General features: G+C 69.0%; 7 protein-coding genes. 3 read left to right on the forward strand and 4 right to left on the reverse strand.

Features of this window, described 5'->3' with window-relative positions; all coding sequences use genetic code 11:
* The first annotated feature begins 110 nt into the window (after positions 1 to 110).
* On the forward strand, positions 111 to 4,175 hold the full coding sequence (locus BKA25_RS16655; RefSeq protein WP_069848488.1) for a tetratricopeptide repeat protein: 4,065 nt from the start codon (positions 111 to 113) through the stop codon (positions 4,173 to 4,175).
* 89 nt (positions 4,176 to 4,264) lie between these two features.
* Here the strand turns inward: BKA25_RS16655 and BKA25_RS16660 are convergent, their stop codons facing one another.
* A complete protein-coding gene (locus tag BKA25_RS16660; RefSeq protein ID WP_157421026.1) occupies positions 4,265 to 5,302 on the reverse strand; it encodes a hypothetical protein in 1,038 nt (345 codons plus the stop codon).
* Between the two features lie 876 nt (positions 5,303 to 6,178).
* Between BKA25_RS16660 and BKA25_RS16665 the strand changes: the two genes are divergently transcribed.
* A complete protein-coding gene (locus BKA25_RS16665; RefSeq protein ID WP_236750659.1) occupies positions 6,179 to 8,035 on the forward strand; it encodes a YibE/F family protein in 1,857 nt (618 codons plus the stop codon).
* A gap of 47 nt (positions 8,036 to 8,082) precedes the next feature.
* Here the strand turns inward: BKA25_RS16665 and BKA25_RS16670 are convergent, their stop codons facing one another.
* Both BKA25_RS16670 and BKA25_RS16675 read right to left on the reverse strand, forming a co-directional pair.
* On the reverse strand, positions 8,083 to 8,808 hold the full coding sequence (locus tag BKA25_RS16670) for a hypothetical protein (RefSeq protein WP_236750657.1): 726 nt from the start codon (positions 8,806 to 8,808) through the stop codon (positions 8,083 to 8,085).
* Between the two features lie 63 nt (positions 8,809 to 8,871).
* A complete protein-coding gene (locus tag BKA25_RS16675; RefSeq protein WP_069848481.1) occupies positions 8,872 to 9,588 on the reverse strand; it encodes an MBL fold metallo-hydrolase in 717 nt (238 codons plus the stop codon).
* Positions 9,589 to 9,745: 157 nt separating this feature from the next.
* Here BKA25_RS16675 and BKA25_RS16680 point away from each other — a divergent pair, with 157 nt between their 5' ends.
* Complete coding sequence (locus BKA25_RS16680) at positions 9,746 to 10,543, forward strand: peptidylprolyl isomerase (protein ID WP_069848480.1); 798 nt, start codon at positions 9,746 to 9,748, stop codon at positions 10,541 to 10,543.
* Between the two features lie 398 nt (positions 10,544 to 10,941).
* Here BKA25_RS16680 and BKA25_RS16685 read toward each other — a convergent pair whose 3' ends face one another.
* Positions 10,942 to 13,245, reverse strand: a complete 2,304-nt coding sequence (locus BKA25_RS16685) for a RelA/SpoT family protein (RefSeq protein WP_069853540.1) — start codon at positions 13,243 to 13,245, stop codon at positions 10,942 to 10,944.
* Positions 13,246 to 13,529 lie beyond the last annotated feature (284 nt).

The following is a 13,529-nucleotide window of genomic DNA, read 5'->3' on the forward strand; positions in this document are numbered from 1 at the left end:
ATGAGACTCGCCTGCACCGCCCGGCCATCGACGAAATCCTGCAGCGTCGTAGCCGCCCACCATGGGAGGCTTCCCGGGTCCCGCTGCCCAGGAAGGACGTCCAACCCCACATGAGTTTCCTCGACGACATCGCCGACGATCTGGAAAGGGCGATCGACACCGAGCCGGAGCCGGTCATGGCGCTGTCGCTGCGTGCGAAGCTCCACCGCTCCCACGCCCGCGACGACGAGGCGCTGGCCGATCTGAACCGCGCGCTGAGCTTCGAGCCGGACTCCGCGGAGTTACTCAGTCAACGCGGCGAGACACACCGCCTGCTGCATGACAACGAGGCGGCCGTGGCCGACTTCGATCGTGCGCTGCGGATCGAACCGGACGAACCGTGGACACTGGCCAGCCGGGGACAGGCACATCGCGCGCTGGGCAATGCGGTGCAGGCCTTCACCGACATCGATCGCGCGTTGGATCTCGATCCAGAACTCGATTGGGCCCTGGTCGAACGGGGCGCGCTGCGGCAGGACGCCCGCGAGTTCGACGCGGCCATCGTCGATTTCAGCGCCGCCATCGAACAGAATCCCGAGTACACCGCCGCGTATACCCGGCGGGGCGAGTGCCATCGGATGTCCGGCCGGATCACCGCGGCGATCGCCGATCTCGACCACGCGGTCGCGCTCGACCCCGAATCCTTCTACGCGCGCATCGAGCGCGGTGAGACCCGCCGGTTACTCGGCGACGACGCCGGTGCGATCGACGACTTCGATCTCGTGCTCGCGCGGATGCCCGATCACGCGTTCACCCTGGCCTCGCGGGGACAATCGCACTTCACCCTGGGCAACCATCGCCAGGCGCTCGCCGATCTGAGCCGGGCGCTGGACCTCGAACCGTTCCTGGCCTGGGCGCTGGACGACCGGGCACGGTTGCATCGTGTCCTGGGCGACCTCGAGGCTGCCGCCGAGGACAGCGAGCAGGCCGTACTGCTGATGCCGGACAACCCCACGACGGTGGCCAACCGCGCGGAGACCCACCGAATGCTGGGCAACCTGGGACGCGCGTTGGTCGACTTCGACCGCGCCATCGAACTCGCCCCGGACTATGCCTGGGCGCTGGGCGGCCGCGCCCAGGTCAACCACGCGCGGGGGAAGGCCGAGGAAGCACTGGCCGACCTCGACGCCGCGATCGAGCTCCGTCCGACCATGGAGTGGTTGATCGCCGAACGTGCCTTGGTCCACCGGTCGCTGGGCGACGTGGACGCGCAGCTCGCCGACCTCGACTGGCTGTTGGAGCTGGATCCAGCGGCGGACTGGACCTACCTGCAACGGGGGCGGCTGCATGCGATGCGCGACGACGTCGAGCAGGCGTTGGCCGATTTCGATCGCGCGTTGGAGATCGCCCCCGACAACGCCAACGCCCTACATGACCGAGGTGAGCTGTACCGCTTCATCGATCGCTTCGACGAAGCTCTGGTCGACCTCAACCGCGCGTTGAAGTGCGACCCTGGGCTCGCGCCCACCTATGCGAGCCGGGGAGAGGTATACCGGGTCACCGGACGACTGACGGCGGCGCTCGCCGATTTCGACCGAGCCGTGGAACTCGACGACGACTATCCCTGGGCGTTGGCGGGTCGGGGCCAGGTCCGCCGGGCGCTGGGCGACCTCACCGGTGCGCTCGCGGATCTCGACAACGCCCTGGAGCTGGATCCCGATCTCGGCTGGGCACGGTCCGAACGGGACTCGGTCCGCGAACGGCTGAGCGGCCTCTCGACCGGAGCAGACGACGGCGACCAGGACGCAACGCGGGGGCCCGGCGAGATCGCCGCTGCCGAGCCTTCCGACCGAGACGTTCCGCTGCCGGCCTCCGACCGTGAGGCTCTCCGCGAACTCGATCGAGCGGTGGCCGACGAACCCGACGACGGGTCGGGTTATGCGGCCCGTGGCCGGGTGCACCGCAGACTCGACAATCACGCCGAGGCGCTGGCCGATTTCGACCGGGCGGTGGAGCTGGGTCTGGACCAGGCGTGGCTGCATGACGAACGCGGCAGGCTGCGTAAGGCGCTGGGCGACCTCGATGGCGCGCTCGTGGACTTCGAGCGGGCGCTGCTACTGGAGCCCGACCGCAGGCTGGTGCTGGTAGCCCGCGGACACACCCATCGCCTACTCGGCCGGGAACGACAGGCACTCGCCGATCTCACCCGCGCCATCGAGTCGTCATCACGCTTCGTTGCGGCGATCGGCGCCCGAGGTCATCTCCACCGGGCCATGGGCAACCACGTCGAGGCGCTGGCCGATTTCACCCGTGCGCTCGAGATCGCCCCCGGGCTTCGCACAGCCATCGCCGGACGCGGCGAGGTGTACCGGTTGACCGGCGAACTCGCGCTGGCGCTCACCGACCTCGATCAGGCACTGGGTGGCGACCCCGACGACCACTGGGCGCTGGTCAGCCGGGGCCGGGTGCACCGTGCGCTGGGTGATCACGAGCGTGCCGCCGCAGACCTGGATCGGGCGGTCGAGCTGCTGACGGCCGCGGCGAGTCGCGAGAATTCCGCCGCAGCAGCCAGGGAGCACTACTCCGCCGGTGGCGGTTTCGATTGGACGGTGGGACTGGACCCCGAGATCCAACAGGCCCACCACCGCCAAGGCGAGCGACATCGGTTGGCGGGCCGATTCCGGGAGGCTCTGGCGGACTTCGATCTCGCCATCGCGATGGATCCCGACGACGCGAGTGTGCTGGCCAGTCGAGCGCAGACCCACGCGGACCTCGACAACCACGCGCGGGCCATCGCCGATTTCGACCATGCGCTGGAGATCGAACCCGACTACGTCTGGGCCTTGAAGCATCGGGGCGAGGCACATCGACTCGCCGGGGACACGGCGGCAGCCATCGAGGACTTCACCCGCGCGTTAGAACTGTCCCCACACGACGCATGGGCGCTGGCCAGCCGGGGTCAGGCTCTCGCGGCACAGTTCGACCTGTCGACCGCACTGATCGACTTCGATAACGCGCTGGCCATCGACCCCGGACTCGACTGGGCACTGGAGTCGCGGAGTGCCCTGCACCGACTCCTCGGCGATGACGACGCCGCGCTCGCCGACCTCGATCGGCTCATCGAGCAGGACGGCACCGATCTCGAGGCCCACCTCGATCGAGGCCGACTCCATCACCGCCGCGGCGACCACGATCGGGCAGCCGCAGACTTCGACCGCGCGGTGGAGCTCCATCCCGAGGCGGTGTCGGCCTACAACGCCCGTGGCGAGTTCCACCGAGCGACCGGCCGGTTCACCCACGCGATGGCGGATTTCGATGCAGCCATCACGCTCGCTCCCGACCGAGGCTGGTCGATCGGAAGCCGAGGGCAGGTCTACCTGGCGCTCGGCGACGAGACTCGGGCGCTCGCCGATCTCGACCGCGCCGTGGAGCTGGGTCATGATGCGGACTGGGTGCTTTCCGAGAGGGCAGGTCTGCTACGTGATCTCGGGCATAGCGAAGCCGCCATCGCCGACTACAGCAGGCTTATCGAGCGTGATCCCGATGATCGGGCGTCCTATCTGAACCGGGCGCTGTCTCTTCGGGAGACCGGGCGGCACCACGAAGCGCTCGCGGATATCGACACGGCGCTGCGGCTGGGGCCGGATGCCGCCTGGATCGCGGCTGAGCGGGGACGCAATCTCCGATCGCTAGGCGAGCACGAACAAGCGATGGTCGCCTTCGATCGGGCCGTGGAGTTCGCCCCAGACCACAATCATGCCTACACCCCGCGTGGCAGGCTGCACCTCGCGCTCGGGAGATACGACAGGGCGGTCGACGATTTCATCGCGGCGGACCGGATCGATGGCGACGAGGCCTTCGATACCTACCTCCTCGCCCTGGCGTACTTGGGGATGCACGACCTTCAAGAGGCGGCGCGGCTGCTCGCCGATGCCCTCGCCCAGGATCGCGCCAAGCTGGCCCAAGACGGGACGCAGCATCGAATCCGGTTGAGTATCGGCACCTACCTCGCTGCGGCAGGCCAGGACGAGGCGGCGACGCGCGCGATCCGGGAGGCATTGACCTACCCGGTCTCCTCGGTCCATGTCGTTGCGACCGTCGAGGACTTCCGAGAGTTGGAGGCCTGCACCGGGATTCCGACCGAGGACCAACGCGAGCTTCTGATCTCCTGGTTGGACGATCACGACGCCCGCTGAGTAGGGATAGCCGAGGCCGAGAGACGACATCGCCTCTCCCGGCCTCGTGCCGACCTCCCGATGAAGGCCGCGCCTAGGTGTTCGAACGGTCAGCCGACGCGGGCGTCCCAGTCCGACCAGGCGCGGTATTCGGCGGGCCATTCGAAACCGGTCGACCGCGCTCCATCGGCGTGGGCCGGTGCCTCGACGGTACGTAGGGCAACGGTGAACCCATTCCGATGGGGCGCGCCCCGGTGGGTGGCAATCGCAGCGTCGTCCGGCGTTGAGATCTGGATGGCATCCGACAGGCCGAAGGCCGGATGCCGCAGCCGGTCCCGCACGGACCGTGGCGCAGGCCCTGCGGCCCATTCCCACCACCACTGTCCATGCCGTCCCCATGACGTGGACCAGAGCGCCGAAGACAGCAGCCCGCTGCGGCGCAGCAGCTCACTACCCACGCCCGCTGGGTCCGATCCGGGCGACTCCGTGAGGTGTTGCCGCTCTGCTGCGTCCAGCCGATCGGGCGACGCCTCCGCGATCGAGTGAGTCCCACGTTCGGTCTCCGTCGCCCAGCGGGAGGCGAAGGCGAGACCTGCCCGGAAGGTTCGGCCATTCACTCCCGCCAACACCACCCGACCCGGCAGATCGTCGCCGAGCAGCACCAGTTCGACGGATCGATGCCGCCGTCGATACCGCAGACCCGGCACTCCTTCGAAGTGGCCCGCGCCGGTCCTCGGAAGCAGTTCGAACAACAACGGCCCCAGAGCGTCCGGCCACAGGTGCACGATCAGCTCCGCTGTCGTCGGCCGTACGGCCCGGATCGGCTGCGCGGGACGAAGGAGATCCGCAGGCGGGCGTAGTTGCAGATGGCTGCCGACTCGGGTGAGTGCCAGCAGCAATGCCGAGTCCAACCGGCGTTGCCCCGGCGTCCCGGCAGGCGAGAGCAATGAATGCCGGACCGAGTCGGCAACGCGTATCCCACCGATCTCATCGGGACCGGCACGAAGGACATCGACGAGAGTGCTTCGTTCGTCTCGGGCCAGGTGAGTCACCGCGGCGACGATTTCCGGGGTGGCCGCGCTGGCGTTCCCACCCGTGTACTGGCAGCGCAGCGCCACAAGCTGGTCGGTCAGCGAGGTTCGTGACATGACTGTCCTCGGTTCCGCCGCCCGGCTCGGCATGGTGAGGACGCTCGGCTGGCGGGCGTCGAATGAACGGATCTTCGTCGATGAGCAGGGGATGCCTCAACCCTGCGGCGGAAGCGCCACTCGATGCACCGGGGAGTGGCTCCAGCCTCACGTCTGCTCGAACGCCTGACCGACATCATACGCGGGCTCGAGACCGACGTCGCAAAGCCGGTGGATGGCCCGTGGCGTGGGACTCGCGGCAACCGGTGTGGGAGGGCTCCAGTTGCCCGCGCCATGTCCTCGCCGACCCCATAGGATGCGCGGAATGATCGAAGCGCCGCTTGCTGGCGAGGTCGTGTGAGCGACGAACGCCGAGGTGACGACTGGTTCGGCCATTCGCCCACGCCCGAAGGTTCCCCGTCGGATCCGGCTGCCGGCCCCGCATCCGACGTCGAACGACCACGTCGCCGCAGACAGCCCCCCGCCGCTGCGCCCCAGGACGGCCGCCGTCGGGCACGACCGGCCGAGGAGACCGGCGGAGAGCGACATCCCAACGCTGGGCACGGCTCGGGCGACGCCTCGCCACCGCGACGTCGGCGACCGATGCCCGGAGCGGAACCGCCGGAACCGAACCGCCGCCGAGCGATGCCTGACGACCGTGGCGAACGGCCTGCCGGACCGGGAGCACCCGACATCGGCTCCGGGACAGAGCGAAGCCGTCAGGCCGGCAGGCGGGATGCAACCGGTGTCCCTCGGGAACCCGGTCTTCGGGGCGAACGGCCGGACGAACCGAGAGCACCCGGAGCCGGCCGTCCACAACGACGCGATCCCGAACGACGTGCGAGCACGTCGGCCAAGCCGGTCCATCCTGCTGATTCCACCAACGCATCCGATGCGGTGCCGACCGATCCCGGTGACCGCACCGCAGGCAGGCGCACCGGACGCACTTCGGCGACCACGGCGGGAAAACCCGCTCGCCGCGAGCGCAGGACCGCCGAAGCCGTCGGCCATGGCCATGGCCATGGACACGGACACGGGCCCGCAGGCCGCTCCTCGACCAAGGTGCGCATCCTGTTGGCCGCGCTGTTGGTCCCGGTCGCGCTGGCCACCGTGATCGGGGCCTTGCTGCTCCACCCGTTCGGGCAGGAGACGCAGAGCTCCAGTGAGCTCGGCTTCTTCCAGGAGCCGTTCAACGCCGAGGTCCTCTCGGCCGAGGTGGGCGGCTGTCAGAGTGGCGGAGCACAGCCTGTCCCCGGCGGTACGCAGCCCGATCCCGGCGGTGCAGACCCCGGCGGTGCGCAGCCCGATCCGAACACCGGTGCGCCGCAGGATGATTCGCAGTGCCAGGTACTCCAGGTGCGGCTGGACGACGGAGAGGCCGCCGGTCAGACGATCGAGCAGGTGCTCCCGTTGGAGCCGAGCACGCCGACCTTCGAACAGGGCGACCAGGTCGTACTGTCGTACACCGGCGCACAACCGACCGAGCCCTCCTCTTATCGCATCGTCGACTTCCAGCGGGGCGGATCGCTGCTGTGGCTGGCCGTGCTGTTCTCGGCGGCCGTGCTGCTGCTGGCCCGCTGGAAGGGACTCACCGCGCTGGCGGGCCTCGCCGTCAGTTTCGCGATCATCACGATGTTCATCATCCCGGCGATCCTCGCAGGCGAGAACGCCGTGACCGTGGCCGTCATCGGCTCGGGACTGATCATGTTCGTGGTCCTCTACCTCACCCACGGTTTCTCGGCACGCACCTCGGCCGCCGTGTTGGGCACGTTGATCAGTCTGGCTCTGATCGCCGTCCTCGGGATCGTCTTCTCGGAACTGACCAAGCTCACCGGCTTGGACGAGGAGACCGTCAACCTCATCACCATTCTCGGCACCGACGTCGATGCACGCGGCCTGTTGCTCGCCGGCGTGATCATCGGCGCACTCGGTGTCCTCGACGACATGACCATCAGCCAGACCAGCGCGGTCTGGGAACTACGCAAGGCCAACCCGACGATGGGCTGGGGAGCCCTGTACACCGCGGGCGTGCGCATCGGACGAGACCACATCTCGGCTGCGGTGAACACCCTGGCCCTGGCGTATGCGGGTGCCGCCCTGCCGTTGTTGTTGTCCTACTCGCTGTCCGGTGTCGACCTCGGGACGCTCTTCGGCGCGCAGGTCGTCGCGCAGGAGATCGTCCGAACGCTCGTCGGCAGCATCGGTCTTGTCGCCGCCGTGCCGATCAGCACCGCGCTCGCGGCGTTGGTGGTCACCAGAGGACCGACGGAACCGACCGACGACCATGATCCCGTGGACCCACCCGACCCGGTGTACCCGCCGGACATCGAGGACGAGCACGGCGACGACACGGCACACACCCCTCGTCGGGAGGCGTCGGCAGGCACAGGGGGTCTGCAGGCACGCGCCGCCGAGGACGCCCCGCGTCGATCCGGCGGTACCCAGACCAGACCACCCACAACCCGTACCCGCCGCGACGAAACCGAGGAGGACCCACGCCGCGCCGACCAGCGACGACGCGTCCGCCCGGCACAACAGCCGCCTGCCGAACCGGATGCAGTCGGGGACCGCGTCGCACGCGACCCGGCTGGTCGGCCGCCGCACGATGGACAGCGGCGGGCGCCTCGACGCCCCACGCCGGAGGACAGGCCCGCCCGACGGGCTCCACACGGCGGGACACCGGGTCGGACCGACGGTCCGAGGTCCGCGGCGGAGGGCCGCAGGCGTCGACCGGAGGGCCACGAGCCGATCTAACCGGCCTCGGCCCCGGCAGCAGCGTCGCCGGGGCCGGGATCCGCCGATCAGTCCAGGGTGGAGACGAACCGGGCGACCGCCTCGGAACTCAATCGGGACGGCAGTCGACCTGCGGGAGCCACCGAGGCCAACTTGTACAGCGGACGATCTGCGGCAGCCTCGCCGCGTGCCTCGGCCCGAAGCTGTGCGACCAACAGCTGCGACAGGGTCAGCGTGCGCATGTCCCCTACGGCGGCCAGGGCGTCGGCGAGACGGCGAAGCTCCAGGATGCCGAGTTCGCGACCGCCTGCACCCGCGTAGAGCGCCAGAGACAGGTTCACCGTCTTGCCCTGCCCCTGCATCAACAGCCCCACGGTGCGCATTCCGCGCTGATCCAGGACCAGGACGTCGATCTCCCGCAATTCGTTGAGATCCACTCTCCGGGTGCCGAAGGCCGACACGGAGACGACGCTGCCGGCGAGCCGGGTTCGTCGACGAGCCTCCGCCCAGGCCAGCAACAGCAATGGAACGGCGATCACTCCGCCGGCGACCAGGCCGGCCGTGCGCCCGCCGATCAGACCGAAGAGTCCCCCCAGCGCCGCGCCGACGATGAGCGCGCCTGCCGCGATCGACCACGCACGTCGCCGAACCAGTTGGGAAGGAAGTAGGTCGAGCGCGATGCCGGGCTGGGCGGGCTTGCCCTCGGATCGCGCTGCTCGGTCGGATTGCTCGCCGGTATCGGACCGCTCGGGAATACCGGGTCGGTCGAGCTCGCCGGGATCGTTCTCGGTCACCGGGTCGATGCCTCCTTCATCCGCGCCACTGACACGATCGTCCACGAGTCCCGGCCCGTCGGGTCAGGCGCCCGGAGTGCTCAGGCCCTGCAGGAACGGGTTGGTGGCCCGCTCCCGGCCGATGGTGCTGGTCGGGCCGTGCCCGGAGAGCAGCACCATGTCGTCGGACAACGGAAGGATGCGATCCCGCAGCGTCTCGATCATCACCCGTTGATCGCCGCCGGGGAGGTCTGTCCGCCCGATGGACCCGGCGAAGAGCGTGTCGCCCGCCAACAACAGGCTGGTCCGTTCGGTCGGCTCGGATCCGACCTCGGCTGCCGGGTCAGCGGGTGCGATCACCACGTGGAAACACACCGAGCCCTCGGTATGTCCCGGGGTGTGCAGCACGGTGATCCGCAAGCCCGCCAGGTCCAGGGCCTGGCCGTCGGTCAGATCACACAGCTGCTCCGGCTCGCGCATGGCCAGCTCCGGCCCCAACAACCGGGCGAGTTCGGAGCCGACACCACGAAGCGGTTCGGAGAGCAGGGGCCGGTCGCCGGGATGCGCCCAGACCGGGATGTCGTGGGTCTCGGCGACCTCGGTCGCCGAGTAGGCATGGTCGAAATGCCCGTGGGTGAGCAGCACGGCGGCAGGAGTCAGGCGGTGCTCCGCCAGCCGGGCCTCCAGCGGGGCCGCCACGTCCTGACCGGGATCGACGACCACACAGGGCCCATCGGGCCCGCCCGCGAGCAGATAGCAATTGGCCTGCAATGGGCCACTGGGGAACCCGACGACGAGCACGAGGCGCCTCCGTGGAGAGCAGGGGTCGGGTTGGGCCGAAAGGCCGCACCCGCAGACCGACCAGCCTAGCCGGCCCATACCGGTACACACAGACCACACCCGCTGGCTCTAGACTCCCGGCTGCCACCCCGTCTCCAGCATCCCTAGGAGGGAGCCGGTGCCCACCAACGAGCAACGTCGCGCAGCCGCCAAGCGGAAGCTCGAACGGCAGCTCCAACGCCGTGCCCAACGCGCCAAACGCCGCCGCACGATCGCCATGAGCGCGACGGTGCTGGGGACGGTCCTGGTCGTCGGGCTGGTCTACTTCTTCGCCACCCAGGGTGGCGATGACGCCGAGGCCGCCGGGCAGAGCGACACGCCTGAGACGCCGTCCTCCGTCGAGACGACGGACGGCCCCTGCGGCTATGTCACCAGCGGCGAGCCCGCCAAGGAGGTCGACATCCCCGAGGACGTCGATCCCACGCCCGCCGAGGGCACCGTCGACGCGACGCTGGCCACGAACCAGGGCGAGATCGGTCTGACCCTGGACCGCGAGGCAGCGCCGTGCACGGTGCAGAGCTTCGTGCACCTCGCGGAGAGCGGCTACTTCGACGAATCGCAGTGCCACCGGCTGGTCACCGCCGAGGGCTCGTTGGAGGTCCTGCAGTGCGGCGACCCGACCGGCACCGGCAGCGGCGGGCCCGGCTATGAGATCGCCGACGAGCTGACCGGCGAGGAGACCTACGGCCGAGGCACCCTGGCGATGGCCAATGCGGGCCCCAACACGGGTGGCTCGCAGTTCTTCATCGTCTACGGTGACTCGGAGCTCCCGCCGTCATACACGGTCTTCGGCACGATCGACGAAGGCGGCCTCGAGGTCGTCGACGGGATCGCCGAGGCGGGTGAGTCGACCGGTCAGGGCGACGGTCCGCCCAACACCGAGACCATCATCGAGAGCGCGTCCATCACAGCCTGACGCCCTCTCGCCACGACATTCGGCCCCGGTCACCGTCTCGCCGACGGTGACCGGGGCCGAACTGTCTCCCCCGCCGTCGGCTCGTGCTCCGTCCGGACCACATGGCCGACCTGAGCAGGGGGAAGGCGGCCCTTGGTGATCCACTCGATCGATACCTTGCCGGAATCGAACATCCGTTCGATCATCGAGTCATGGTCATCACTGCAGGGTTTCAGGCGATCTGCCACTCCACAGCGGTCCGCTCCCTTCGGGGCCGAGGTGTCCCCGCGGGCGAGGAGTGCTCGAGATACGAGTGGTCGACGCATCACCGAGTAAGACGACGCCTGCGATGGGCTGTGCCCGCACCGCCGTGCTCCGGCTCCGCACCGCCACCGACGAGCGGGGCGGCCCCGGTGGGGCTATGCGGTCGAGGTGACCCGGTAGACGTCGTAGACGCCCTCGATGTTGCGCACCGCCTTCAACACGTGCCCGAGATGTTTCGGGTCGCCCATCTCGAAGGAGAACCTGCTGACCGCCACCCGATCCCGGCTGGTGTTGACCGAGGCGGACAGGATGTTGACGCGCTCGTCGGCCAGGATCTTGGTGACGTCGGAGAGCAACCGATGCCGGTCGAGTGCCTCCACCTGGATCGCCACCAGGAACACCGAGGACGACGATGGCGCCCATTCCACCGGCACCAGACGCTCCGGGCTGGCGCGCAGCTCGTCCGCATTGGTGCAGTCGGTCCGGTGCACGCTCACGCCGCCGCCCCGGGTGACGAAGCCGAGGATCTCGTCACCGGGCACCGGGGTGCAGCAGCGGGCGAGTTTCACCCAGACGTCACCCGCGTCCTTGACGACGACCCCGGCGTCCGAGGTGGCCCGCCTACGGTGGTGCATCGTGGAGGGCGTGGAGCGCTCGGCCAGCTCCTCCTCGGCATGCTCCTCGCCGCCGACCAGGGCCATCAGTCTGGTCACGACGTGCTTGGCCGAGGAATGGTGCTCGCCCACCGCCGCGTAGAGGGTGCTGATGTCGGTGTAGTGGAGTTCGCGCGCCACGGCGCCGAGCGAGTCCGCGGAGACGAGCCGCTGCAACGGCAGTCCGACACGGCGCAGTTCCCGCGCGATCGCCTCCTTGCCGCTCTCGATGGCTTCCTCGCGGCGTTCCTTCGCGAACCACTGTTTGATCTTTGCTCGAGCCCGAGGAGAGGCCGCGAACGACAACCAGTCGCGGCTGGGCCCCGCACCCTCGGCCTTCGAGGTGAAGATCTCGACGACCTCGCCGTTCTCCAGACCGCGTTCGAGCGCCACCAGCCTGCCGTTGACCCGGGCCCCGATACAGCGGTGACCGACCTCGGTATGCACGGCGTAGGCGAAGTCGACCGGTGTGGAGCCGGTCGGCAGCGTGATCACATCCCCCTTGGGGGTGAAGACGAAGATCTCCCTGGTCGCCAGGTCGTAGCGCAGCGACTCCAGGAAGTCGCCGGGGTCGGCGGCCTCACGCTGCCAGTCGAGGAGTTGACGCATCCACGCCATCTCGTCGACCTCGACCGCGGAGGTTCCGCCGCTGCCGTTATTGCCCTTGGTCTCCTTGTACCGCCAGTGGGCGGCGATGCCGTACTCGGCGGTGCGGTGCATCTCATGGGTGCGAATCTGCACCTCGAGCGGTTTCCCGTCCGGGCCGATGACGGTCGTGTGCAACGACTTGTAGACCCCGAACCGAGGCTGTGCGATGTAGTCCTTGAAGCGGCCCGGCATGGGCTGCCAGAGGGCGTGCACCACGCCCATCGCCGCATAGCAGTCCCGGACCTCGTCCACCAGGATGCGCACGCCGACCAGGTCGTGGATGTCGTCGAAATCGCGGCCTCGGACGATCATCTTCTGGTGGATCGAGTAGTAGTGCTTGGGCCTGCCCTCGACCCTGGCCACCAGCCGGGCACTGTTGAGGTTGTCGGTGAGCTGATTCACCACGCCGCGCAGGTAGGTGTCTCGAGAAGGCGCGCGGTTGGCCACCAGACGAACGATCTCGTCGTACTTCTTGGGCTGAAGAATGGCGAAGGCCAAATCCTCCAGCTCCCATTTGACCGTCGCCATCCCGAGTCGATGCGCGAGCGGAGCCAGCACCTCGAGCGTCTCGCGGGCCTTGCGGGCCTGCTTCTCCGGCGGGAGGAAACGCATGGTGCGCATGTTGTGCAGGCGGTCGGCGAGCTTGATGACCAGTACGCGAGGGTCGCGGGCCATCGCGATGACCATCTTACGGATGGTCTCGGCCTCGGCGGCCGCACCGAGCTTGACCTTGTCGAGCTTCGTCACGCCGTCCACGAGGTGCGCGACCTCGTCGCTGAAATCGCTGCGCAGCCGCTCCAGCGAGTAGTCGGTGTCCTCCACCGTGTCGTGCAGGAGCGCGGCGACGAGCGTGATGGTGTCCATGCCCAGTTCCGCCAGGATGGTGGCCACCGCCAGCGGGTGGGTGATGTAGGGGTCACCCGACTTACGACGCTGGCTGCGGTGCTTCTCCTCCGCGACGTCATAGGCGCCCTGCAGCAGGGCCAGGTCGGCCTTGGGATGCAACTGGCGGTGCACGGCGGCCAAGGGCTCGAGCACCTGCTTGACCGACGAGGAGCGCTGGGCGGTGATCCGACGCGCCAGCCTGGCCCGGACGCGACGAGTGGCCGACGGCTGCCTCGGTGCACCCGGTTGGCCCTGTTCGACGTCCTGACTCACCGGCACGCTCCAGATTCATCGCGTTGCTCGTGGTCCCACGTCGGGCACACGACCCGAGTCCCTCTCCGGGCAGCCCGGATGACGAGGATAACGCCGATCCGATCCCCGATGTTCAATCAGGGTGAACCAGCGGGAGTCCCACGCGGACGCACTCGGGGTCGCGACCGCGTAGACCGCCGTGACCAGATCGCATCGACAGTCGATCCCGCCCTTCGACCACGCCGACGCGCCTGCCGAGCATGGGCCGGGTTCGTCTCGATCGACGAGTGGTGGGCCTCTCGCCG

It is taken from the genome of Actinoalloteichus hymeniacidonis (assembly GCF_014203365.1).
Classification (GTDB): domain Bacteria; phylum Actinomycetota; class Actinomycetes; order Mycobacteriales; family Pseudonocardiaceae; genus Actinoalloteichus_A; species Actinoalloteichus_A hymeniacidonis.